The sequence below is a fragment of the Hyperthermus butylicus DSM 5456 genome (genome assembly GCF_000015145.1).
GTDB classification, from domain to species: domain Archaea; phylum Thermoproteota; class Thermoprotei_A; order Sulfolobales; family Pyrodictiaceae; genus Hyperthermus; species Hyperthermus butylicus.
Window position 1 is genome coordinate 332,123 of the sequence record NC_008818.1, and the last position, 23,789, is coordinate 355,911.

Genomic DNA, 23,789 nt, shown 5'->3' on the forward strand with positions numbered 1-23,789 from the left:
ATCACAGAGCCCCGGCTCCTCCATGCTGGGCTCTCAGGGGGCTGGAACTCAGCACCGATAGTGGCTGGACGCCACGTCTAATTTTGGGTATGTATGTTATTGTTTTGTTCTTAGCTATAACCGTGTTTCTGTGTAAAGTATTTCTCTTGTCGGTCGGAAACTATCAGAGGTGGAGCCCTAACCCATATCTCCAGGGCCCAATAGATTCCACGTTGAGGGGGTTCGGGGATTACCTTTAGTCCCTCTTAGCGAGGACGTAGAGTGGGGGTAGGGCCGGTGTGCCTATAACGGTCGCGCTTACCCATATGAAGCTCAGACCATTAGCCAAGAAGTCTAACCTGGAGAAGGCTAGGAAGCTCGTGAGAGAGGCTGCCCTTAAGGGTGCTAAGCTCGTCGTACTGCCATCGTTTGTGAATATCGGCCATTTCTTCCTCCACTATCCGAGGACGCGCAGCCGGGCTATCACCAGGAACCAGGCTGAGCGAATCCCGGGCAATACCTTCGAATACCTCTCCATGGTTGCACTAGAGAATGGAGTCTACATAATCGCCGGCCCCATCATTGAGAGGGCTGGGCCAAAGATATTTCTCACAACAATGGTTATATCGCCGAATGGGAGCTTGATAGCCAAGTACCGGAAGGTTGCAAGCAACGGTCTTGACGAGGAGCTAGGTATTAGCCCCGGCAAGCAGACAGTCGTGATAGACGATATTGGTAGGAGTATAGGGGTCATGGCTGAGGACGACATACTTTACCCTGAGATCGCGCGAAGCCTGCTCCTCGAGGGAGCCACAGCCCTCATCGTAACGCTCCGGCCGGGGGAGGACGTGAATAGGGTTAAGCTCGCCCTCATGGCCCGAAGTATAGAGAACAATGTGCCTATACTTGCTGTTGGCTCCGTGTTTGAGGCTGCTGAGAGAGTCGTAGAGATCCCGACTATGGTTGTTGATCCACAGAACGGTATTGTGGAAGAGGTTAACGAGCCCAACGACACCTACATACTGGTGGAGGTTATGGAGCAGCCATCCAATATCCAGGACATTGTGAGGACTAGCCTCATGGCTAAGGCGCTCGCGCCAATATACTGTAAGGCTGCCAAGGAGAGCCTCGTAGAGAATCTGGCTGGCCGTCTCAAGGCTGGTAGCAGTGGCGAAGACTGAGCCCAGCTTCGCCCTCTTTGAGCGGATGGCTGACCGATACGATACATGGTACGAGCGTAACAAGGTTATTGCGGAGAACGAGGCCCGGCTCGTGGAGGAGTTCCCAGCTAGGCCTCCAAGTGTTGAAGTAGGAGCTGGCACCGGCTACTTCGCCTCAAAGCTGGGCGTAGACGTAGCTGTAGAGCCCGCACTCTCCATGCTTACGAGGGCCTGGAGAAGGGGTGTTGAGGCTGTCCAGGCTGTGGGTGAAAACCTCCCGCTAAGGAGCGGCAGCTTCAACACCGTGTACATCATTGTTACGCTCTGCTTCCTAGATAGCCCAGAGCCCGTCGTGGAGGAGGCCGCCCGTATACTCACGCGTACTGGGAGGCTTGTATCCTGCATCGTGCCACGGGATAGTAGCTGGGGCCGCTACTACACCGAGCTAGGGAGGATGGGTCACCCACTCTACAGTGTAGCGAGATTCTACACTGTCGAGGAGATGAACGACCTCTTCGCAGGCGTGGGCCTAAACCCTGCGAAGATCATGGGCACATTATCGTTTAAGCCATGGGAGCCCCCGAGACCTGAAGAGCCAAGGCCCTGGAGGCCAGGAGCTGACCTGGGGTTTGTCTGTGTGGAGTACCGGTGGAGCTAGCTCCACCAACTATCAGGCTCCGAGGCTTCGCGGGCACCAACTGATAGTATGTCGTCAAGTATTGCTCTCAGCAGCACCGCCACCATGCGGACACAGCTGCCGCGATCGCTGCATGATGCTGCGCCCAGAGGCACCCTTACATCGCCATCGTAGCCCAGGCCATGCACCTCACCGTAGAGTGTTGAGGTTAGCTCGTTAAAGCTTGCCCAGACCTCCCCGTGGACTAGGAGCCGGAGAGCCTCCTCCACCACGTCGCCGGGCACGCTGACGCCAAGGATTTCGCCAAGGGCATCAGCTAGGTCTACGCTGCGTTCCCCAAGGAGCTTCGCTATCTTCTCCTCGACGCTCCTCCGGTACTCTTCGAGCAGCTTTAGATCCTCAAGGCTACCCGCCCATGCCTCTACTAGGCTTATGTCTCCACCACTATAGTCTAGCACGCGGTCCCTGAGCCTTATCATGAGGGGCGAGGGGGCTATCGGGCCAACCACGACAGCCTCGCCGGTGTTCAGGCCGGGAAGGTTCTCTAGGAGGTCCTGGCTTACCTGCTCGCTAGAGTCACGTATAGCCTCCTGGTCCCGGGGGTTTACGACGCGGAGTATTATCTGGCCCTGCAGCTGGCTCAACACATCCGGGTCTATCTTGCTTGGCCTCTGGCTTATCGCAACAAGGAACACGCCGAACTTGCGGCCCTCACTCGCAATCGTAGCCGCCACGTCGCGGCTACGGGTTTGCGCCTTGTTGCGGGGCGGCATGAAGCGGTGAGCCTCCTCCACGACGACTACAACGGGGTACGGATAGCTCTCCCCCTCCAAACCCCTAACATACCTCATCCTAGCATTGAATATCCGGAGTAAGATGTTGTATGCTAGGTGGTCCTGCACCTCCTCCCTCAGCCCTGCAAGGTTTACCACTGTCACAGTGCCGGGCTCGAGGAGGTAGCTCAGGGGCAGACTCTTAACGCCATAGACCCCTATGCGGCGCAGCTCCTCCAAATACCTCATGGCCCCGAAGGCTGGCTCCACGTCGCGGTTAAGGGCTAGCCATAGCCTGCGCAGAGCCCTTCCATACTCCTCCTTAGATGCATCAACCATTTGTAGCTCGGCGTCTATCTCACGTGCATCCCGGCCAGTGTGCTTCGCTGCCTGCTGGGCTATGAGCTGGTTGAAGCGGCGGGCGAATGCTTCGAGGCTTCTACCCTGCCCCCGGGCTAGTATCGCTGCGTCAGCTGCTGTCTGTACAATTCTTATGATGCCCTTTAGTCCTAGCCATCTCTTCTTGTCGCCTGTAGCCTCGGCTATGTAGTGGGAGAGCTTCTTCGCTGCGGATATAACGCTCCGTATCTTCGAGGCTTTGGGGGGTACGCGCGCAACACTCATCAGCTCCTCGGCCGTCATCTGTGCAACGCTAACCTTGTACTGTATGTCGCCCTCCTGATCCCTCCTACCCTTAACAATCCTAACCCTATCCGCGAACGCCGGGCCCAGCCGGGCTGCAGACCTCTTCATAGCAGTGTATTCTCCGTGAGGGTCGAGGACAACCACCGTGGCGCCCTTCTTGAGCAGCTCCTCTATGAGGATGACGCTAGCCCATGTTTTGCCTGCACCGGTGGCAGCTATTATGGCTACGTGCCTCTTAAGCCCCTCAACGTCGAGATATGCTGGCACCGTGGGCCTGGATATCAGCGTGCCTACGTGGAGCCTCCTCCTCTCCTCGACGGAGAAGAAGTCTTCGAGGAGACTGTCCGGCGCGAGGTAGACCCAGGACCCCACGGGCGGAGCCCTACGGGGGAGGTATATCCTGTTCCTCCACTTGTAGCCGAGGATCCTTGCAACAGCAACCACTGTATCGCTACCGCGGGGTATACTGAGGTTTCGGAGCACTGTCCAGGGATGCTCGGGGGTTACGCCGACAGCTAGTCTGCGTATGCTTCGTATCTGTGCGAGAACCTTCACCAGTACCGATGTGTCGGAGCCCGGCGGGGTTTCAGAGACCTCGACATAAACATAATCGTAGAGCGGCGGGATATTGTTCGGGTCGACTGTAAACACAAAGTAGTCTGGCCTTGAGTCCCCAGTGACCATACCTATGGGCTCTATGGGCCTCTCCTTCCCCTTCAACGGGGTCTCCTCCAATCCCGTCAAGATGCGCTATTTACCCGCCGCCTAGCCTGTGCACCCTGTCCCAGCCCAGTATCACCGATGGTATTACCATATGTTCTTTGGAGGGGGCTCCAGGCTAAGAAATACGTAGGCTATACTCTAAACACTAGAATATCTAGGGTGTGGGGCGACACGTGAGCTATGAGGAGCATAGAGGTTCACGAGGTACATATACCCCGTAGGGCACGTCTACTAGCCAAGACAGCCTCTCGCATGGCACTTTACGCTGCTGAGAGGTTCTTCAAAAGGCTCATAAAGAGGGGTGTTGATCCCGAGGAGCACGTGAAGACTATTCGCTCCGCATCGGGACACTATGCCCTCTACATACACATGCCCTTCTGCCACAGGCCGCTCTGCACCTTTTGCTGCTTTGTCCGCTACCCCTTCCACGAGAAGAGGCACCGGGAATACATCGACGCACTACTCCAGGAGATATCGTGGCTAGCCTCGACCGCCGAGGGAGCCCACATTGAGACACTCTATATTGGCGGGGGTACGCCCAGCATAGACGTCTACAGCCTTGCAAGGGTTATCGACGCTGTACGCGAAGCCTTTGGCGGCAAGGTGCAAGTGTCTACCGAGGCTAATCCCAGGGACCTAACCGACGAAGCGGTCTCCGTGCTGCGCAGCGCCGGCGTCTCAAGGCTGAGTATAGGGGTGCAAGCACTGGAGCAGAAGAGGCTCCTAGAGCTCGGCCGGCTAAACAATACCGTCGAGGACGTCTACCGCGCCGTGGACCTGGTTAAGGGCAAGTTTGAGACGGTAAACATCGACATTATATGGGGGATTAGGAGCGACACCCCGGCAGTTGTTGCGAGGGAGGCTGCCAGAGCTCTAAGCCTCCCAGTGGACCAGGTAACATTCTACCCCCTCATGCCCGCACCGGGGCTCCGGGAGCTGGAGAAGAAGAGACGGGAGGGACCCTGGCACCCCCTCGAGCACCGGCTCTACGGTGTAATTCTCGGAGAGGCTCTCAGCAGGGGTTTCAGACCCGCTACGCCCTGGTGCATGGATAGGGGGTCGAGACTTATAGACGAGTACGTGGTGGACTATGATAAGTTTCTGGCGCTGGGTATTAGCGGGATAGGCCGAGTCGGCAGCTACGTCTACGTGAACACCTTTAGCCTCGAGAAGTACTCTCGACTAGTCCGCGAGAGGGGGTTCCCCACCGTTATCGGCTCCATGGTCTCAACTAATAGCGACATGCTCTACTACTCGTTTACAGCCGCCTTCGGGCTCCGCTGGCCGCCGCCCAGGATAGACCTCTATGGGCTGCGTGGCTACCTCCTAGCATCCACCGGCTCCGCTGTGCTGAAGCTCCTTGGCGAGAGGAGGGGCAGCAACAAGATTACACAGCCTGGCAGCCTCTACCTGCTACACAGCATACAGAGAAGCATATACATGGCCGTCAACATGCTAAGAGAGTACGGCATGCAGGTACAGATCTAGCTCTGCCTCGCCGCAGCCCACTTTACTAGTCTAACACCCCAGCTGCGCTCCACCATGTAGGGGCCGCCTCCCTGCGCCACAGCCCTCCTCACATAACTACACACCGTACGGTCAATGTATATTCCTGCCACGATTGACGCTGACAGCCTCCAGGCTATCCTAGGGTGAAAGCTCGAGGAGGCACCGACAAGGACTATCTCAGCACTCCTTGCACTCTCGAGCAGCGGGAACAAGCTCGGGGGATCGATGAGCGCTGCACCAGAGACCACAAACATATCCGCATTTGCTGCCACATGCTCCAGCTCCAGGCCCCCAATAACTGGGAACCCGTCAATGGAGGCCTTCGCTACGAGCCTCCTCTCAAGCTCCGTGACGTATACCTTGTACCCCATCTTCCTCAGCTTCCTGGCTATCGGCGCCATATAGCCCACGAGGATTACAGTGCCGCTGCCGGACTTGACCAGGTCCAGAGCATCGAGGCCGAACTCTATGCCTGGCTCGGTAGTACACTCTATCCAGGCATTCGTAGCAGCATTAACAGCTGCCAGGGCTAGTGAGGCTGCGAGACTGTTCGCTGTTTTCTCCACTAGCCTCGCGAGCATCCGTGGCGTAGCATCCTCCAGGGCCTCCGCTAGGGGCTCATGACGCCGGCCGCTCCAGTAGGGTGCAGCAGCAACGCCACACCAACCGCCTTCGAGCTGGACATAGGCGTATTGGAACCCTATGAAGTAGTCTACAACCGGGAGCCCAGCCCAGCTGCGCAGCGAGGAGTCTAGCTCGCTCCTAAGCGCCCTCGCCAGTCTCAGCCAGTAATCCTTCTCCCCCAATCCTCCCGGACACCCCCAGGCTCGCCGCTCCAGCCTCTGGGAGACGGAGCCATACAACCCTCTGGGGGAACGGTATCTCCACACCTGCCTCATCAAGGGCCTTCTTGATCTTCTCCAGCAACTCCCAGCGGACGCGCAGCCACTTGGTGCTTGGAGTCCAAAATATAACCCTCAGCACCACGGCACTATCGCCCAGCTCCTCGACATAGACTACCGGCTTGGGCTCTGCTAGAACCCATGGATGATCCTCTAGTATCCTGAATATTGTCTCACGTGCAACATCTATGTCGCTGGAGTAGCTTATGCCCACCAGGTATTCAACCCTCCGGGCCTGGTGGCTGTAAAGGTTCTTTATCACGCTACGGAATATGCTCTCGTTGGGTATCCTCACCTTGAGCCCATCAAGCGTTGTTATCCTCGTGGAGAACAGAGTGATATCCTCCACAACCCCCATTATGCCAAGGTCAGGCAGCTCAACCATGTCCCCCGGCTTTAGCGGCTTGTCAAAGTAGAGGAATAGGCCGCTAAAGAAGTTCGAAGCCACGGTCTGGCTGGCAAAGCCCAGCGCAACACCTATCAAGCTGCCCGCAAACGCGAAACCTGTCACATCAAACCCAGCGACACCAAGGGCTATAACACCTGCCAGGGCGACCAAGAGGTAGTAAACCATCTTCGACGCTATATCCACGACAGTATGGGGAAACTGGCTAAACTCCAGCGTACGCCTAATCATCCTACGTATAAGCATGGAGACCGCTATACCAGCAACCATAACAACCGAGAAGACAACGATCTTGTAAATATAGCTGCCCACCGTCTCCAGCAGCGCCGCCAACGACTCAGCAGCCAACCCTACACCATCCCACAAAACACAATCAGCCCGCGAGATCCCAGTTTAACCCCCAGCCCACAACACGGAAGCAAGTAACGCTACAAACAGCCAGAGGCGAAGGAAGCCCAGGATACAGCTAGGCTAAAGAGGATAAGTACAGCTATGAGCACCTATCCAATGCTCATAAAACTTGTGTCTTCATTTACTTGATAATTTTTACATTAACGCTCTCCTCATACAAATTAGTCGTTGCAAGGATTCCGAGAGCAAGTATCAATAATCTTCATGTGGGGACTAGCCTTCAGCTCTGTTGCTTGCGACTTCCCAGTGTATACGGTTTGGTATTGTACAACTTTGATTTATCGTTGGGCTAGCAGTTGGTCTTCATGCAGGGTTTTAGTGAGGTTTATTCCGGGGTAAGGGTGATTGTTCTGTTGCTCGGGCGGGCGGGCGGCTCACCCGCCCGGACTCCGGGGCGTCACCCCGGTTGGGTGAGGGCGGGGTCCACAGGGGCGGCGCCCACCCTTCTACCCTCATTTATGCAGTTGAGTACTGTTTATACGATTTGGATTTTTACTAGTAGTATCCCCTAAACTGTTCCTGGAAGAGGTGCTTCCCGTTATGGCTAGCGAGAAGCTCTTCTCCTGGTTCAAGCGCATCTTGTGGGTTGACCTCTCAAGGGGCGAGTTTCGGGAGTGGCGCTATCCCGGCGAGATGGCTAGGATGTTTGTTGGAGGTAGGGGCTATGCGATCAAGATACTCTGGGACCACTTGCCGGAAGGTGCTGACCCCCTGGGTCCCGACAATTTGCTAATACTCGCTGTCGGACCTCTCACCGGGCTTCCTGGCCCCTCTACCGGGAAGATGGTCGTGGCTGCTAAAAGCCCGCTAACGGGCGGCTACGGCGACGGCAATATAGGTACCAGGGCTGCTGTCAACCTACGAGCCGCCGGCTGGGACGCAGTGGTCATTCGGGGCGTGGCCAGGAAGCCCTCTATACTCGTGATAGAGGATGATAAGGCCTGGCTAGAGCCCGCCGACGACCTATGGGGCCTCGATACGTTCCGGGCTGCTGACAAGCTCGAGGAGAGGTTTGGCAAGACCGCAGGCATACTGTTGATAGGGCCTGGCGGCGAGAACATGGTACGCTATGCAACCATCGTATCGCAGAAGGGCCGCTCCGGCGGTAGACCAGGCATGGGCGCTGTTATGGGCTCCAAGAAGCTGAAGGCGATAGTTGTAAGGGGCACGAAAAAGCCAGAGTTATTCCATCCGGAGGAGGAGCTAAGGATAGGCACAGAGGCCATTAAATTTGTCAAGAGTAGCCCGAACTACGAGTTCTGGATGAGGCAGGGCACGATGATGACAATCGAGTGGTCGCAGAATGCCAGCGTACTGCCAACCTACAACTTCCGCGAGGGCGTCTTCGACGGATGGGAGGGGATAAGCGGTAACTACATGGAGAAAGTAAAGGTTACCACGAAGAGCTGCCCACTATGCCCGATGAGCTGTGGCCATGTGGTAAAGGATGCTGAGGGCCAGCCCTCCGAGCTAGACTACGAGAATGTGGCAATGCTCGGCAGTAACATAGGAATATCCAGGCTCGAGGATGCTGCGCTGCTTAACAGGCTAGCAGACATGTACGGCATTGATACGATTAGCCTGGGGAACACTCTCGGCTACGCACTTGAGGCGGCGGAGAGAGGTAAGCTAGAACTAGACGCCACTTGGGGCGAAACGAGGAAGCTCGCAAAGCTTGTAGAGGACATAGCCTATCGCCGCGGCGTCGGCGACCTCCTCGCAGAGGGTGTGAAGCGAGTCTCCGAGAAGGTTGGCGAGACCTGGTATGCTATGCATGTCAAGGGCCTAGAAGTGAGCGCTTATGATTGTCACGCAGCCCCGGGCATGGCACTGAGCTATGCTACGAGCCCGATTGGGGCACACCATAAGGATGCCTGGGTCATATCGTGGGAGGTGCAGCACGGCAGGTTCAAGTATGGCAGGGAGAAGGTGCTAAGGGTTATCGAGCTGCAGAGAATACGCGGTGGCTTCTTCGAGACAGCAGTAACCTGCAGATTTCCCTTCGTAGAGCTGGGCCTCGCACTAGACTACTACGTGAAAATGTTCCAGGCCGCAACAGGGCTCAGCTACAGTCTCGAAGACCACTTCACCGTCGCCGACCGGATCTACACGCTGATAAGGCTGTTCTGGGTGCGCGAGCACGGTGGCTGGGGCATAGAGATGGACCTGCCGCCGGAGAGGTGGTTCCGCGAGCCCCTGACCAAGGGCCCGCTTAAGGGCGCCAAGCTAGACAAGGACAAGTTCATCGAGATGCTGAAGATATACTACAGGGAGAGGGGCTGGGCTGAGAACGGTGTACCATTGCCGGAGACGGTGAAAAAACTCGGTCTAGGCGAGGATGCTGTAAGGCTAGCAGAAAGATACTCATCAAAATAACCCATAGCCAAGGGAGCGAGCCCGATGAGGGTTCCCGGCCGCGTTTTTTCCCAGCTCATCCTCGCCCATCTATGGTTGCTCCGGGTAATGGTAGAATGTCACCGTGTCGGCCTCCAGCAGGGCTGCACCAGCCCTCATGCCGTGGTAGAGGCTCGAGAATACCGTGACCACCTTTCCCTCCAGCTGGTCTATCGTGTAGCTGCCGTGTAGGCCCTCGACAACGTTTTCCCGGCCCGTCAGTCTGACCGCGTCTACTACCTCATGGGCGCGTATGATCAGCCTCGCATTGTTGACTTTGAGGAAACTGGTCCAGGACCTCCACCCGTAGTAGTAGGTGCCGGGGCCACGTATGTTGGGGGAGAACCAGTCTATGGAGGGACTAGGATCGTTCCAGAGGAGCTGGAATACTAGTGGGTCAGCCGGGCCTAAGCCATCCCTTCTACAGTACAGCTCCCCCATCCTAGAAGCCAGCTCGCTCATACCTATGGGGTCTTCGGGCTCGCCAGTGCAGCGGCGGCAGGGCACACCACCATGGAGCATTATTATGTCGCCACGCCTAGCAATGTATGGTAGGCACGTGTAGAGCCTCCATATATCGTCGAGAATCTCATAGCCAAGCTTGTTTGCGACCTCGTCCCGAAAGCCGTAGTAGTAGTTCATGTCTGGGCTCTCATGGTTTCCTCGGAGTAGCACTAGTCTCCCGGGCTCCTCGACAAGCTTTGCCAATAGAAGCTCTAGGTTTTCTACACCACGGCTTCCACGGTCAACATAGTCCCCCAGGAATACTATGCGGTCAGCTCCCAGGGCATCCGCGAGGCGTAAAGCCCATTCTGTGGCCTCGGGGTAACCGTGGGTATCCCCTACAACCAGGACCTTCTCGTCCGCCCCTAGTTCGACGACTGGCCCCATGTGGGATAGTATGTCGAGAGCATCGCGGATTAGCTCCAGGAGCCTAGCCATACCAGGACACCCATCCCGGAAGTATGGGGGTGTGGTGGAAAACTAGACTAGCCCCTACTTGTATACGCGCGTGTTCGAGGGTGAATAATGCGGCAAGGGTAGGAGTGGCAGGTGCTGCTGTGCCTTGGTGGATCCGGCTGCTAGGGTTGTTAACTTGTTAAGGGTTATCTACGATATTCTCGGAGAGAGCGTAGGGTTTCCACGCCTAGCTCTTGGGGCTTCTGGCTCGCGGTTCTACCGTGTACGGGCCAGGATACGTGTACCTGTTGCTGGTATCGTTGCGAGACGCTTCATAGGCGGCAGTGTTGAAGGGTTTAACGTGATGGTTCTCCGCGGCGCTATACATGTTGAACCCCTGCTAGCTACGGGGTTCCCCACAATAGTGTCTATCGGTGCTAGGAGACTCTACAATGCCGCCTATAGCTCGATAGCTTTGATGGCTGATATGGAGGCCTACCGGAGGATACTCAGCGCTGCAGGGCTATGGGCTAGGGAGGTTAGGGAGTACGCGGAGGCTCTGGCTGAGGGTGTTAGGGAGTGGTTTGAATCACGGCAACCACCGAGCGGTAGGCTGCAGTCGGTGGAGTATGGTGTCCGGAGGGTTACTGAGAACGCCGTGTTTATTGGGCCACAGGGGTCCCGGACGTGTTCCAGGATGATCGTATCGGGCCATGTAAGCTTCCATGAGCCAACCGGTATACTACTACGCGTAGACTGTGATGGCGAGCTTGTGCTGGCTGTGCGGGAGGCTGCATCACCCGTAGAGCTTGAGGGCGACGTAGTGACGGTGCTTGAGGAGCTATATGACATGGTGAGGGAGGATCTGGAAGACATAGAGAAGCTCCGCGAGACAATACACGCAACTGCACGAAAACTGTCGGGCTAGAGGGTGTAAAGGGTCTTGGAGAGAAGTTTACAGCTGAGAAGCTTTGCAACACCAATAGCGCTATGGGAGGATGAGGTCCCCTCGGAAGCGCCACACCATGTGGCAGCTGCATCGATACTGTACTATGTGGAGCTGAGGAGGAGGCGCAGAGGCTTATTCTCAGGGCCTGAGAGAGTCTCAAGACTCTCAATAGTCTACTGGCCCTTCTTCATAACACGCCGTAGTGATGGAAGAGTTCTCCTCGTAGATCTCCTCGGCCTACATGTGTTCAGGTCGCGTTACCCCGTTCCAGCCAGGCTTTCGGAGGCTATTGCTCTTGCACAATCGATACCAGAAGTTGGCCCCCACAAGGCGCTAGACTTTATGAGGGATCTCTGGAGGCTTCTCGACAATGTATTTGAATATAAGACTGTAGAGGTTCCAGGCCTCGTTGAGGATGTCGAGTCTGTCGAGGATCTCGTCACTGTCTCCAGGGAGGCCACTGTTAGGCAGGACTGCATAATAGGCCCTCTACTCAACCCCTACGATGCCGAGAAGATGCTTGAAGTTCTTGACAAGGCTTGTATGGAGATTCTCCACACTTACAAGATGCTAGAACAGCTCCAGCAGATAGTTATGAGGGCTACACAGCTTGTAGTAGAGGCTCTCGACCGTGAAGCTGAGCACATAACGGGCGAGTATGGTAGGGCTATACAAGCCGTTCAGTCCAGGATAAACGCGAAGATGGCTAATGTTAAGCCGGAGCTGGAGGATATAGTTGGTAAGCTCTGGGACCGGTACTCGAGGCGCATGGCGGAGATAGCCACACGTATCGAGGAGCTGAAGAGGCGTGGGAGGGTTGAGGGAGAGAGGGCTAGGGAGGTCGCGAGGCTTGAGAAGGAGCTACAGAGGCTGAAGAGAAGGCTCGAGGAGGAGACCGAGACCGTTAGGAAACGTTACTCTAAGAGGATTGAGGGCGAGGAGAAGGAGATCCACAACCTGGTCCGGGAGCGCGAGAGAAAGCTGGCAGAGGTTAGGAAGCTAAAACATAAGGCTGTCACGTTCTCCGACGAGCTTCTAGAGGCTATAAACTCTCTACTAGATAGGGTTGCTGCCAGCCGCTCCACACTCTGCGGCGCCGGTATGATTCAACGCCAGGTCCTCGGCGAGGGACCAGCACTACTCCACGTCGCTATCGGTGTTGCAGAGTTGAGGAGGGGGAAGGGAGGCCGGAGGCTACTACTCGTACCCCCACTAGCTGCTCAGAGGGAACCCCTGTGGGGTAGAGAGCCCATCAGCTCGTGGAGGGCCAGCTCTCGGCTCGTGGCTAGGCTTGAGGAGGCAATCCATGCCATGAAGAGGTTCGGCGAGACAGTCGAGCCAGCAACGGAGGCATGTAGGGTGGATCCGAAGGAGTTTAAAAGGCTTGCAGCTCGCGGCCTCGAAGAACTGGTAAGCCACGGCGTCATAGCCGGGGATAGGGCCGAGGAGCTACTAGAGGCGCTTCAGGGGTACTGGTTCTAGAGGCTTAGGCTTAGCCTCCTAAGCTCCTCCTCCAGCTGCCTCATATCCACGCCACTGCGCAACTTCACTACCGCCAAGCCGCCATGCCCACCAATGTTTTCTGCTAGACCTTCCCGCATGAGGCCAGCCGCCACCCTGTATGCTCCACGCCCACGGCTACGGATTATGAGGAGAAGGGCGCCATCACCCCTCTCGACGAGCAGAGCCACCGGCTGGCGTAGAACCTTATACAGCTTAGATGCAAGCGCGCTTGCTCCACGGCCGCTCCACTTGCCGCGGGCATCCACGAGCTTTATGTAGCCTATCCTCCTAGCAGAGAACGCCAGCTCCCTGGCCTTATCCATTATCTCCCTATCGCTCTCCTCAGCTATTCTTATGACGCGCTCAACCATCTCCCTATCTATAGGCAAGTCTTGGGGCAGTGGACTCGCGAGCCACCGCACAAGCTTTCTCCATAGCTCAGCATCGCGTAGAACAGTGGAGGCCTTTGATATGCTTGCTGCAAGCTTTACTATCCTCGCCTCCGCTTCTGTTAGCGGCCTCCTACTCCTCTCAAGCACCCCGACAGCATTCATGAATGCTTGTAGTCTCGGTGTGAGCCTCTGAACTCCGAGACTGCGCAAGAGATGATACGTCAATATCGCTGTTGGCTTGTGGCCAAGGTAGATCTCTTCGCTTAGCTCGTAGAGCTTCTTCGACATGTAAAGAGTGGAGAAGTGGTGATCTATGTAGACTAGCCTTAGCCCCTTACACTGGGACAGCGCGTTTCGGAGTGATGAGTAGACACGCTCGGTTAAAGGTATATCAAGTACTGCTATGACATCGGGGCATCCATAAGCTTCTAAGTGCTGGGCCAGTGTGTCGGGAAAGCTTCGAGGTCCAGCAGGCGCGAGATGCATGTCATGTCTGCCGCGGAGAGGATACACTTTCCGGTAGTACTGCGCATAGTATATCATGGCAGCCGACGTGGCGCCATCCGCATCCCAGTCAGCAATTACTAGTACTGGTATGCGTACAGCAGTCTTAGCCGCCACGCGTAAACCCCAAACAGCTAGGCCCCAGGGAGCCCCCTATCAAGCCAGCCCCAGCTGCGAATCGGGGGCCCTTGGGACAGCACTTGACCCCACTCTGACCCTCTCATCAATACCGCATTGGGTTCAGCGCCTATGTTGCGGGCATCGGGCCCCCTCTACGCTACACATTACTATTCCATTGGGGCTTAACGTTTACGTCGAACACTACACAATGCGTCTTTGCTGATTCTGCAGAGAGCACCAAGATAGACATGCAAAAGGGTTTTCGGAGTCGATGAGGATATCAGAATATAACACTGCAGATGTAGCTATCCTAATTTGGCATTGATGGTGTCTGGCGAGATTTTTAACGAAGGGCTAGCCGCTATGCTTCAGAGTAGCCGTCGCGGTGGCATTGCATTGTTTGAGCTAAAGCCTGGCAGCACTCTAGAGTATGGGCTTGTACGTGCAAACTATACAGAGAATGGAGAGCTTGAAGTCTGTGATCCCTACGGCTGCACTAGGGCACGGATTCTCGGCTCTACAAGGGTTGGCTTGCAGCCAGTAGCCCCAGTACATAGGCCTTCGAGAATTTCGAACTGTATCTACCTAGAGTTTCCCGAGCCACTCGTAGTCCACAGTGGTACGCATATCTGGGCTGTCGTGCCGTTCGATCTAGCTGTCATGACTAGGAGCGTTGTAATAGGCTATGTAGCGCCTCTTCGAGTAAAATACACCCTTATTGGTGATATAGTTGATGGCAATATTTGTAGGTACTACCGTACACGTATAGCCAAGGAGCCAGCTGTCCTCAAACTAGAGCCAGGCGAAGCTGTAATGGAGATAATGTTTCGCGGCGAGGAAGCATCACTTTCAGGCGTAGGCTTCCACATTGCCGGCCTACAATTCTATAGCGATGGCAGCATTATATACTATCCAAGGCTCGAAGTAGTTGTTTCGGGGCAGAGAGCGGAGTCAAAGCTTTCGGGTAGACCAAACGTGGAGGATCTGAGACCGCTAGGTGCTAGAATGCACTTGCCACGCATCCCCATAACTCAGACGTTCGTAACCCCCCTCGGGTGACCATGCATGGGCCAACAGGATGGATTGATAGCTGGTCTAGAGGCATATGCCGGTAAGATACTTGCATCCATGGCGATAATAGTAGCAACAGTCTTCATAGCAGCAATGGCAAAGCATGTTATAAGAAGGAGTCTACAGCAACGGCTACCCCTCCACATCTACAAGACAATAGAAAACATAGTCTTCTACAGTATAGTTGCAGCAGGGGCCATATCTATACTAGGCCTATTCGGCGTCAGCCTCTCCGGCCTAATAGTTGCAGGCGGGTTCGCAGGCCTGGTCGTAGGTCTTGCCAGCCAGCAGACAATCTCAAACCTCGTTAGCGGTATCTTCCTACTAATAGAGCAGCCGCTCCGTGTGGGAGACCCAGTAAACATAGACAATGTTGGCGGCATCGTGGCAGACATAGGCATACTCTCGACGAGAATAAGAACTTGGGATGGCTACATTGTACGGATACCAAACTCAAAAGTGTTCGACGCAAAAATAGAAAACTACCAACGCACCAAAGCCAGGAGAGTCGAGTACGAGGTCGGGATAAGCTACCGGAGCGACATAGAGAAAGCCATTGAAGCCCTCAGAAAGATGATTGAGGAGCATCCCTACTGCCTCGTAAATCCCGGCCCACAAATATTCGTGGACCGCTATGCCGATTCAGCCGTAATCCTCAAGATTCGGTGTTGGACCCCGCCGCAGGTTTGGTTTAACACCAAGATAGAACTACAGACGATGACAAAGAAGGTACTGGAAGAAGCTGGTGTCGAGATACCATTCCCACAGCTAGATCTACACATAAAGGATTCAACAACGATACCAGTAGAGTTCTCGCCTATGGAGAGAGAAAAGGAACAAAACCAAGAGAGCATAAGAGAAGACAATAAAAACACAAGCATGGTAGGAGACTCCTAGTATTATATCAACAATATGGATGATGACCTTTCGGTCGCCCCGAAGCCAGTCTCGGTGTGGACATTTCCTCCCTCTGACCGGGGGGTTCCCACTTGTGGTCCAGCCAAGATCTATACCATTCACGGTTTACTCGCCACGGTTGCTCTTGCAAGAGTGTTCCAGCGAAAATACGCAAAAACTATAAGTTCACTAACGCTTAAACACTACAATGCAACTGTTCCAACAGAGGTGAATCGTGGGTTGGGTTTCGGGCTTGGAATAATCGTAACCTTCATTCTCAATATTCTGCTAGGCTGGATACCTGTCCTGGGTAACCTGCTTGCAGGTATTGCAGGCGGATACGCTGCAAAGAAGGGTGCAGGAGGCGGCTTCCTAGCAGGATTTCTTGGAGGCCTCCTCGGCGGAATAATCCTTGCCATAGTCGTAACATTGCTTGGCGGAATGTTTGCCGGCCTGGCTGGCGCTCTCGTAGGAGGATTAATAGGGCTCAAATTCGTCGCCGCGAGTCTAATAATCGCGTTGATCTGTGGTATTGGAGGGCTGATAGGAGGGGCTATAGCTGGGAAGAAGGCCGAAAACCAGCAGTAACATCGAGATTGCAATGTCTGGAGTACATGTAGATTTCAGGGCGTGTTCTATGGGTTTTCACGCTGCATCGCTTGCCCAGTTCCAAGGAATTGGAATAACGCCACAGCATGAACACTAGCTTGAGCCTAGCTAAGGCTTACCCAGGTTTATGGAAGACTCGCACATACTACTTACCGCAGGAGGCCTACAGGTGAAAGAATTTAATTCATGTCGTGCCGAGCTTAACACACTACATCATATATATCGATTTTGTGTCAGTACTCAAGACCCTCTTCATTGCTCTTGTTTGCTCTGAAGGCGCGGGGTCATCATTCTCCAGCGCTCTATGTGGATGTGTCTGAGGGTTTTTACTTGCTTGCAGCCCGGCTATGTAAGATTACATTTTGGGGTCTATTATTGACTGCTAATGGTCGCTGTTTTGAGAGTGGATGGTGCGACCTTAGCCCGGAACATGAGAGGATTAGGAGGGAGCTTGAGGGGCTTATCAAGTGCTATGTTGAGGGTTGCGCTGAGGAGTATTGGATGCCAGTGATTGTTGCACCTTACGGTTCTGGTAAGACTACATTGCTCCGCTATCTTGAAGAGTTTGCTAGGGGACTTGGTGTTGCTGCGCTCCGTGTAGAGCTTTCGGAGATTGTAGACTTTATCGTGGAGAGGTATGGGACCGTCCATGAGTCTGACCTGCCTCGGGTCATTGAGGAGTTTGCTGCTAGCAGGCTTGGCGAGTCAAGTGTCTACGTGCTGCTTATTGACGAGGTAGAGGAGAGCTATGACCTGCTACGCGGCGTTGTAACCTATGAGACGTCGCCCTTCCGCGGCGTGGCAGAGGCTATTAGGACTAGGGCTTCAAGAGCTTATGTTGTCCTTGCTCTCGGTCCATCATCTACACTTAAGGAGGCTGTATTCGGCCCTGTCGCTTGGCGTAGCCGTATCTACACGTTGCCGTTGCTGCCTAAGAGTGTTATCAAGCGCATGGTTGAGGTTGCTGTCAAGGATGATGCTGACGCCCAGGTTGTTGAACTGCTAGCTAACATGGTTTGGTGGGCTTCTAAGGGCCGTATAGCATGGGCGAAAATGCTCATAGACAACGTTGTGCCAAGGCTCTACGAGGCTCTCCTTGCTGGCCCAGAACATGTTGAGGCCCTGCTGCTTGGGGAGGAGGCTCTCGGCAGGGAGATTGTGGAGGGTGTGCCGCTCTTCGACCGCACAGGGTTCCGTGAGGTTAAGAGGCTGTTTGAGGATAAGGCTCTCACTCCCTTCCTAGCAGTGTTGCCCGGCCCTGTACCAAGCAGCCTACTCTCAAAGCTTACCGGCAGGGAGGTGCTGCCGGAGCCTAGCCTGGCCGTGGTGTTCTCTAGGACGGTTACGAGTGTTGACGAGCTTGTCGGCGAGGCCCAGGCGTGGATGGAGAGGTTTGCTAGGGCTCGTGGCTATGGAATGCAGAGTGTGGAGCACGCGTTAACAGCGCTTGAGCACGTCGTAGCCGCCTGGAGCCTTGACGGCTGGGTCGTGTTTGAGCCCCAGGCCCTAAGGGAGCTCTTCAGCCTAGCCGCTGACGTCGCCCGCGAGGTCTACGCGGATGACCCCCATGCTGCCCAGCTTCTTGAGTCGCTTAACCCTGACCTTCTCGCGCCAAGGGTCGAGAGGGGGAACGAGGTATATGTTGCGCTGAGGCCTTCGAGCATTGCGAGGCTCTACCCCTCGGCGGGCAGTAGCCCCCTAGTGGGCTGCGCACGTAAGGCTGGTGCGCGGCAGGTTGTAGAGGTTGTTGAGAGCCTCTCCCTCGACGAACTCGTAGACTATAGTGGCCGTGTCGCAACCCTCACCGGCGCCGACCGCGTACTGGAGCGCCGCGAGCTGCAGCTACTACTGCTGCCGGCTAGGCTCGCCCAGGCCTATGCCTCAGAGCTAGCATGCAGGATGGCCGGCGGGGAGAGGCTGCTGGTACTCCTACTATCCCCCAACGGGCGCGGCTCCGGCATCCCCGGAGGGCTCGAGGCCGCTGCGAGGCTCACCGGTTCAATAGTCGCGGAAGCTGGGCCTAGGCTCAGCATGTTCCTCTACAGCCTCCTCTACGGCTACGCCGTGGGCACCGAGGGCTGCAGCCCCGAGAGTCTAGCAGGGCCAGACCGCAGGGTGTTGAGGCTCTATGCGGAGCTACTACGCAGCCTCGTGCTCGACTCGCTAGCCGAGCCGACTGGGCCGGCGAGCAGGGTAGCCGCCTCCGCAAGGCTCCTCGAGGAGAGGTACCCAGCGCTGGCCAGCCCTGCAGCCTACACTGTCGCAGCCGGCGGCGGGGCAGCAGGACATGCCGAGGAGGTTCTCAAGCAGCTCACACAGCGGGTCTCCAGCATCGAGGCTGGGGCCATAGAACTGCTGGGGAGCAGGAGCTGGGACACGCCCGGACTCGAGGAGCCTCTGGATGCGCTGAGGGAGGCCCAGAAGCTCTACCAACTAACTGAGGAGGAGGGGCTCCTTGAGGCTCGCAACATAGCAGCAGGCTGCAAGGCCACGGGTATACCGAGGGTGCTAAGGGTGCTCCTGGGCTTCGAGGAGCCACCACCGCCCCCGAGCCTTGAGAGGGCCGGTGAGGTGATAGCGAGGCTTGCAGCTGCGGCCCGCGAGCTACCACGTGAGGGGCCGCTTGGGAGGCTGGCCGAGCTAGCCAATGAGGCCGAGGCTATCCTCCAGGCCCTGGAGGACGCCATCCAGAAGCTCCGTGGGGCTGCTGGGCTCCTGGAACCCCATGTAAGGGTGCTGGAGGCCGCTGTCTCGGCCCTAGCCGAGAAGGCTGCCGCGGTAGCGAGGCTCTACGCGGCTGTGAGTTCCAGCATCCAGAAGCTCCCAGACACACTGCGGTCCAGAGCTGAGGAGGCAGTGGCCGCAGATCTAAAGCAGCTCAACACGCTGGACGATGTCGCAGCATACATGGAGCGGGCTGTCCAGGCACTGGCGGAGCTTGTGGGGCTCGCTGAGAGACACGAGGCGTTGAGGCTTGAGAAGCTGCGTGGAGATCTCCTCTCCAGGCTAGACACGATTATTTCTAGCCTTGAGGGCGGCGCGCCTGCCAGACAGGAGAAGGCTGAGGGTGAGGCGCTGGCAGGGTGATAACCATGTACGCGGTTGAGCACCTGGTTGAGGAGTACCGTGTGAGCCTCGCAGACGCCGAGGCTAGGGCCGAGAAGCTAGCCTCAATGGGGAGGCTGCTGGACGCCATAGAGGGGCTCGCAGCCCCTGCTCCCTGAGGGCCAGCCGCAGCGACATAGTCTACGAACTCCGTATGGCCCGTGACTACCTCGCCGCGGGCAGCTACGAGGAGGCCGGGGCGAGGCTAGAAGCAGCTTGTAGGAGGGCTGTCGAGCAGCTAGCCGCGACGATAGCCTGGAACGGCCTCACCGCCGAAACCTGCCCGGCGCCACGGGCGGTGCAGCTGCTAAAGGCTATCCTGGAGGCTAGTGGGCCGCTGGCAATGATTATACACTCGATACTAGCAGCCGGCGTGGAGAAGGCAGACGATGTAGTACACAATGCTGAGAAGCTTGCTCCCCACTGGGGCTCAGTTGCTGAGAGGCTGGTAGACGTCTATCGGGCGGCGAAGCTGCTGGAGAAACGGGGGCTGATAAAGTGGCCTGATACGGTCGTGCTGGTCTCAAGGCTTGTCCGAAGCGAGAGCGTTGAGGAGGCCATTGCGAGGCTCGAGAGGGTCTCTAGGCGCGTATCAGAGATAGCTGGGCTCATGGACTCGATAGCCTCTAGCATGAGCGAGGTAACAGAGGCGACGCTAGCTTGTAAAGAGTACAGCGCGACGCTAGGCGAGCTACCCTACTGCAACTGGTTATCCACACTACTATCCGAGATAGTAGCAGCGCAGGATGCTGTAAAGGAGCTACCACAAATAGCTAGCGTGGAGAAGCTAGATGCGACAGCCGAGACGGTTAGGAAGGCATACGAGAGGCTCAACAACTCCCGGAGGATCGTAGAAAAGCTCCTAACAAGGCTCTCCCAGAGCCTAGACATGAAATTTGAGGGTGAAAGCCTGGTAGCAGCAGTAGAGGCGCTATTCCAGGCGCGAGCCAGGCTGGGCTTCACGGAGCTAGAGGAGGAGCTGATGATAAAGCTCGGCGAGGCTGATAGGCTGGACCTTGCCGAGCTAGCTAGCAGCAATCCAGCATACATCGACGCAGCACTGAACCTCTGCAAGCACGGAATAGCCTTCTGCGAGGTAAGACTGTACTAGCACACAGCAGCTGCCAGATAAATAACACACATTCCTAATCCCCCTACTAGTTTTGGGGATCACGTGTTGGCGGCTAGTGGGCTGAGACAACTACTCATATCCAGCGGACTCTGCAGCAAGGCCGTAGCTGTAGAGGAGACAAGTTCGTGCACCCTGCTCTTCTGCGAGTCCCGGGTAAACATGCTCATAGCCTTCTCGACCTATGATGACTGGGTCTACATTAAGGCTGTCCCAGAGCTTGCTGTGCAACCCCACATGTGGCATTGCAATGAGGTCTACTACACACCATACGGCCTCTACGCCTTTGCGAAAAGCCACAGGGAGCTTATAGAGAAGCTGAAGGCGAAGCAACACCTACTAGCTGCACAGCACAAGCTTGCAATCGAGAGGCTTAGCGCTATAGAGGAGGCAGGGTTCTGAGAGGAGGGAGGCGGGGTAGGCTTGTCTGATACACGTAACGATTACCGGATACTGGTAGCCGAGCATGCAGTTTCGCTTCTAGAGAATATTGTTCGTGCCCGCCGTATACCCATACCGGTTAATTGGCATGAAGTCGAAGCCCTTGTCTCCGAGCTACGCTCGCTGATTGTAAGGATAAAGTACAGCTTCATACCGCCAACAATGCTCGCGGGATCCGAGGAGGTTGAAAGGGTTAGGGAATACGCTGGAAAGCTGGCAAAAACGCTGCTCTCAAAGGAGCGCCTCGCTGGAGCAAAGCTAGACTCGAAGACAAGAATGGCTATTGCTGAAGCTCGCTACGCGCTACGCACCCTCTATGGTCTGGGGTATAGGCTCTCACTGGGCGATGAGAATGACGCGCTACACGCTGTTGATATTGAGTGTGTTGAGGTGCTTACTATAACAAAGCATCCAAGCGCAGAGAAGCTCTTCGTTACAAGGGCTCGCGGGGTACTAGGCTACACCATTGTAACCAACCTACCCGACGTGAGGAAGGGCGAACTGCGAGCCGCAGCAATACTACCCCCACGGGAGTTCTACGGCGAAATAAGCGAAGCCATGTATTGTAGCGGGCCACTAAACACCGATGTCTGCAAGCCTGGCCGAAGGCCCCCTGCAAACCTTATCGATAGGGGTAGTGTGGAGGCTGTAATCTACAACATAGTTGGGAGAAAGGCTAGGTAGGGCTTCGTGGAGAGGGCTTCGGCCAAGGATGCGGTCCTCACTCCACCCCGCCGCGTGGTCAGTGGGCGGTCCGGCCCGTGTCCGCTCCACATAGCCCTCTTCGGATAGCCCCATGGATTATATTAATATATGACTATCACTTATATGTATGTGGCGTGCGACTGGTATTGCCGCTTCACCATAGACCTTGCGGAGGATTTCTACGCGGAGCACTTCCGACGGCTTACCGTGGGCTACTATCCTCTTGTTGACCAGTACAATGTAGTCCGTGTAGTCTATTAGCAACATCGGGTCATGACTCGTGACCACTATGAGCTTGTCCTTGGCAAGTTTTGCTATGAGGCGGGCTAGCTCACACCTCCCCTGGGGGTCTACGGCGGAGAAGGGCTCATCCATAAGCAATATCGGTGGGTCGTGCACCAGTGCGCGTGCTATGAGTGTCCGCTGTCTCTGCCCGCCACTCATCTTGGATATCGGCTTCGACCAGGTCTCGCGTCCTAGCCCGACTTGTCTCAGCACAGCCTCTACCATAGTCTTGTCCTCTGCACTGGCTAGCAGGCGTGGCTTCTTACCGATTCTGAGGAGGTATTCGAACTCGATGAGCTCCCAGCTGGTTACCGGGAAGTGGGTAAGCGTGCGTGCCAGCTGGGGCACGTAGCCTGTAAGCCTACCTGCCGCTGCAGGGTTGCCCGTAACGTCCCTACCGCAGACGGTGACCCTACCTCGTAGCGGTTTTATGAGACCAAGTATCGTCCGGATTAGCGTGGTCTTCCCGGCACCGTTGGGGCCTAGCACCTGGACTAGTGCTGGACCCCGCAGCTCTAGATGGTCTACAACTAGCACCGGATCGCCGCCATAGCTTACGGCTACGTTGTCGAGTACTATGCTTGGCTCTCTACACTCCATCCTAGGGCTACCCCAGCTGTGCACAGTTAACTAGAAACCCTTATATAAGGTGTGCACAGTTGCGGATAGCCTCCGGGGCAGGTAGATGCCATGTCTAGACTTGTAGCCGCTATAGCGGCCACACTGGTACTCGTAGCTGCAAGCTTTACAGCATACACGATACTCAGCCGTGGCGGTAATTGGACTAGCAGTAAGAACCAGGGACTCATAGTTGTCGTGTCTTTTCCAAATCTCATAGACGATATTCGCCAGATAGTCTGTAGCGACGATACAGTCTATAGCCTGGCACCGCCGGGCGTGGATCCCCACAGTTACCAGCTAACACTGCGCGACTACGAGCTGCTCCGTAGGGCAAGCATAGTAGTCTCTACGGGGCATGCACCCTTCGAGACTGCACTAGCCGAGAAGGCATCTTCCGACAAGCTGATAGTTATACCGGACATTCTTCGCGAGCATGGGGGCCGTATACTAGTCAATCCTGATACTGGAAAGCTAAACCTCCACATACCAATATACAATCCGTACAACTACAGAATATTCATAGGGTACCTTGGTGAGAGGCTTGCAGAGCTTAGGCCTAGCTGCGCAGAAGTTTACCGGTCCAATGTGGCCAAGGTGTTGGAGAGGCTTAACAATATTACCACTGTAGCCCCACAGCTTAACGTTACCGCTGTGGGCTCTACGCCTTCCATCCAGTACGCCGTAGAGTGGCTTGGCATCCACGTGGTGAAACTACTAGTGAGGGAGCACGGTGTGGGCACGTCAACTGAAGACCTGGCCGAGGTTAAGAGGCTATTTGAGGCTGGTAAGGCTAAGCTGGCAGTGGTAATGGTTCTAGAGAACGGTAAGCCTGCAACCCCCGCCGATGAGAAGCTAGCCGAGCTTGCAGAAGAGTATGGCATACCTATCCTGCGTGTCCCCGCCCCCTACATGGCTGGTAGCGTGCTTGACAAGCTCGAGGCAGTCGTGGCTGAGGCTCGCAACCTAAAGGGCTAAGGAGGAGTGGAGGCGTGGCTGCAATGAACATCCCTGTTGTGTCT

General features: G+C 55.8%; 21 protein-coding genes. 15 read left to right on the forward strand and 6 right to left on the reverse strand.

What is annotated here, in order from left to right; all coding sequences use genetic code 11:
- The first annotated feature begins 278 nt into the window (after window positions 1-278).
- Together HBUT_RS01810 and HBUT_RS01815 are read left to right on the forward strand one after the other, a co-directional pair.
- Entirely contained in the window at window positions 279-1,160 is an 882-nt protein-coding gene (locus HBUT_RS01810) for a carbon-nitrogen hydrolase family protein (RefSeq protein WP_011821534.1), read from the forward strand.
- Complete coding sequence (locus HBUT_RS01815; protein ID WP_011821536.1) at window positions 1,147-1,797, forward strand: class I SAM-dependent methyltransferase; 651 nt, start codon at window positions 1,147-1,149, stop codon at window positions 1,795-1,797. The genes HBUT_RS01810 and HBUT_RS01815 overlap by 14 nt, the downstream gene beginning before the upstream one ends.
- Here the strand turns inward: HBUT_RS01815 and HBUT_RS01820 are convergent.
- Window positions 1,794-3,938, reverse strand: a complete 2,145-nt coding sequence (locus HBUT_RS01820) for an ATP-binding protein (RefSeq protein ID WP_011821537.1) — start codon at window positions 3,936-3,938, stop codon at window positions 1,794-1,796. The genes HBUT_RS01815 and HBUT_RS01820 overlap by 4 nt on opposite strands.
- A gap of 159 nt (window positions 3,939-4,097) precedes the next feature.
- On the opposite strand from HBUT_RS01820, the gene HBUT_RS01825 reads away from it, so the two are divergent.
- A complete protein-coding gene (locus tag HBUT_RS01825; protein WP_011821538.1) occupies window positions 4,098-5,405 on the forward strand; it encodes a radical SAM protein in 1,308 nt (435 codons plus the stop codon).
- Here HBUT_RS01825 and HBUT_RS01830 read toward each other — a convergent pair.
- Both HBUT_RS01830 and HBUT_RS01835 read right to left on the reverse strand, forming a co-directional pair.
- Entirely contained in the window at window positions 5,402-6,232 is an 831-nt protein-coding gene (locus HBUT_RS01830) for a Rossmann-like domain-containing protein (protein ID WP_011821539.1), read from the reverse strand. The two genes, HBUT_RS01825 and HBUT_RS01830, sit on opposite strands and share 4 nt — an antisense overlap.
- Window positions 6,189-7,082, reverse strand: a complete 894-nt coding sequence (locus HBUT_RS01835) for a mechanosensitive ion channel family protein (RefSeq protein WP_011821540.1) — start codon at window positions 7,080-7,082, stop codon at window positions 6,189-6,191. Before HBUT_RS01835 ends, HBUT_RS01830 begins: the two co-directional genes overlap by 44 nt.
- Before the next feature lie 603 nt (window positions 7,083-7,685).
- Between HBUT_RS01835 and HBUT_RS01840 the strand changes: the two genes are divergently transcribed.
- The gene (locus HBUT_RS01840) at window positions 7,686-9,521 is read left to right on the forward strand and encodes an aldehyde ferredoxin oxidoreductase family protein (protein ID WP_011821541.1); all 1,836 of its coding nucleotides are present in this window, start codon (window positions 7,686-7,688) and stop codon (window positions 9,519-9,521) included.
- A 69-nt stretch (window positions 9,522-9,590) separates the two neighbouring features.
- On the opposite strand, the gene HBUT_RS01845 is transcribed toward HBUT_RS01840, so the two are convergent.
- Complete coding sequence (locus HBUT_RS01845) at window positions 9,591-10,481, reverse strand: metallophosphoesterase (protein WP_011821542.1); 891 nt, start codon at window positions 10,479-10,481, stop codon at window positions 9,591-9,593.
- 124 nt (window positions 10,482-10,605) lie between these two features.
- Here HBUT_RS01845 and HBUT_RS01850 point away from each other — a divergent pair, with 124 nt between their 5' ends.
- Both HBUT_RS01850 and HBUT_RS01855 read left to right on the forward strand, forming a co-directional pair.
- Window positions 10,606-11,367 (forward strand): hypothetical protein, encoded by a 762-nt coding sequence (locus tag HBUT_RS01850; protein WP_011821543.1) that lies wholly within the window; start codon window positions 10,606-10,608, stop codon window positions 11,365-11,367.
- Window positions 11,368-11,382: 15 nt separating this feature from the next.
- The gene (locus tag HBUT_RS01855; RefSeq protein WP_011821544.1) at window positions 11,383-12,870 is read left to right on the forward strand and encodes a hypothetical protein; all 1,488 of its coding nucleotides are present in this window, start codon (window positions 11,383-11,385) and stop codon (window positions 12,868-12,870) included.
- Here the strand turns inward: HBUT_RS01855 and HBUT_RS01860 are convergent.
- On the reverse strand, window positions 12,867-13,904 hold the full coding sequence (locus tag HBUT_RS01860) for a single-stranded-DNA-specific exonuclease RecJ family protein (RefSeq protein ID WP_011821545.1): 1,038 nt from the start codon (window positions 13,902-13,904) through the stop codon (window positions 12,867-12,869). The two genes, HBUT_RS01855 and HBUT_RS01860, sit on opposite strands and share 4 nt — an antisense overlap.
- A 366-nt stretch (window positions 13,905-14,270) precedes the next feature.
- On the opposite strand from HBUT_RS01860, the gene HBUT_RS01865 reads away from it, so the two are divergent.
- From HBUT_RS01865 to HBUT_RS01895, 8 genes are all read left to right on the forward strand, one after another.
- Window positions 14,271-14,966, forward strand: a complete 696-nt coding sequence (locus HBUT_RS01865; protein ID WP_194840487.1) for a DUF432 domain-containing protein — start codon at window positions 14,271-14,273, stop codon at window positions 14,964-14,966.
- A gap of 6 nt (window positions 14,967-14,972) precedes the next feature.
- On the forward strand, window positions 14,973-15,875 hold the full coding sequence (locus tag HBUT_RS01870; protein ID WP_011821547.1) for a mechanosensitive ion channel family protein: 903 nt from the start codon (window positions 14,973-14,975) through the stop codon (window positions 15,873-15,875).
- A 240-nt stretch (window positions 15,876-16,115) separates the two neighbouring features.
- Complete coding sequence (locus HBUT_RS01875) at window positions 16,116-16,463, forward strand: DUF5518 domain-containing protein (RefSeq protein WP_011821548.1); 348 nt, start codon at window positions 16,116-16,118, stop codon at window positions 16,461-16,463.
- Between the two features lie 396 nt (window positions 16,464-16,859).
- Window positions 16,860-19,571 carry a P-loop NTPase family protein gene (locus HBUT_RS01880; protein WP_011821549.1) on the forward strand — a complete coding sequence of 904 codons (2,712 nt, stop codon included), beginning with the start codon at window positions 16,860-16,862 and terminating at the stop codon, window positions 19,569-19,571.
- Between the two features lie 5 nt (window positions 19,572-19,576).
- The gene (locus HBUT_RS09975; RefSeq protein WP_267195211.1) at window positions 19,577-19,708 is read left to right on the forward strand and encodes a hypothetical protein; all 132 of its coding nucleotides are present in this window, start codon (window positions 19,577-19,579) and stop codon (window positions 19,706-19,708) included.
- Window positions 19,709-19,743: 35 nt separating this feature from the next.
- The gene (locus HBUT_RS01885; RefSeq protein WP_011821550.1) at window positions 19,744-20,700 is read left to right on the forward strand and encodes a hypothetical protein; all 957 of its coding nucleotides are present in this window, start codon (window positions 19,744-19,746) and stop codon (window positions 20,698-20,700) included.
- 66 nt (window positions 20,701-20,766) lie between these two features.
- Window positions 20,767-21,120 (forward strand): hypothetical protein, encoded by a 354-nt coding sequence (locus HBUT_RS01890; RefSeq protein WP_011821551.1) that lies wholly within the window; start codon window positions 20,767-20,769, stop codon window positions 21,118-21,120.
- Window positions 21,121-21,141: 21 nt separating this feature from the next.
- Window positions 21,142-21,843: an RNA-binding protein gene (locus HBUT_RS01895; RefSeq protein WP_011821552.1), complete on the forward strand. Its 702-nt coding sequence runs from the start codon at window positions 21,142-21,144 to the stop codon at window positions 21,841-21,843.
- A gap of 117 nt (window positions 21,844-21,960) precedes the next feature.
- Here HBUT_RS01895 and HBUT_RS01900 read toward each other — a convergent pair whose 3' ends face one another.
- Complete coding sequence (locus HBUT_RS01900; RefSeq protein ID WP_048061390.1) at window positions 21,961-22,749, reverse strand: metal ABC transporter ATP-binding protein; 789 nt, start codon at window positions 22,747-22,749, stop codon at window positions 21,961-21,963.
- A 90-nt stretch (window positions 22,750-22,839) separates the two neighbouring features.
- Here HBUT_RS01900 and HBUT_RS01905 point away from each other — a divergent pair, with 90 nt between their 5' ends.
- Entirely contained in the window at window positions 22,840-23,745 is a 906-nt protein-coding gene (locus HBUT_RS01905) for a metal ABC transporter substrate-binding protein (protein WP_011821554.1), read from the forward strand.
- Window positions 23,746-23,789: the final 44 nt, after the last annotated feature.

Bases quoted from the DNA above. Each gene is read 5' to 3' on its own strand.
- HBUT_RS01885 (WP_011821550.1), top strand. From the start codon at position 19,744: ATGGCCCGTGACTACCTCGCCGCGGGCAGCTACGAGGAGGCCGGGGCG.
- HBUT_RS01845 (WP_011821542.1), bottom strand. From the start codon at position 10,481: ATGGCTAGGCTCCTGGAGCTAATCCGCGATGCTCTCGACATACTATCC.
- HBUT_RS01825 (WP_011821538.1), top strand. From the start codon at position 4,098: ATGAGGAGCATAGAGGTTCACGAGGTACATATACCCCGTAGGGCACGT.
- HBUT_RS01840 (WP_011821541.1), top strand. From the start codon at position 7,686: ATGGCTAGCGAGAAGCTCTTCTCCTGGTTCAAGCGCATCTTGTGGGTT.
- HBUT_RS09975 (WP_267195211.1), top strand. From the start codon at position 19,577: ATGTACGCGGTTGAGCACCTGGTTGAGGAGTACCGTGTGAGCCTCGCA.
- HBUT_RS01905 (WP_011821554.1), top strand. From the start codon at position 22,840: ATGTCTAGACTTGTAGCCGCTATAGCGGCCACACTGGTACTCGTAGCT.
- HBUT_RS01900 (WP_048061390.1), bottom strand. From the start codon at position 22,749: ATGGAGTGTAGAGAGCCAAGCATAGTACTCGACAACGTAGCCGTAAGC.
- HBUT_RS01865 (WP_194840487.1), top strand. From the start codon at position 14,271: ATGCTTCAGAGTAGCCGTCGCGGTGGCATTGCATTGTTTGAGCTAAAG.
- HBUT_RS01870 (WP_011821547.1), top strand. From the start codon at position 14,973: ATGGGCCAACAGGATGGATTGATAGCTGGTCTAGAGGCATATGCCGGT.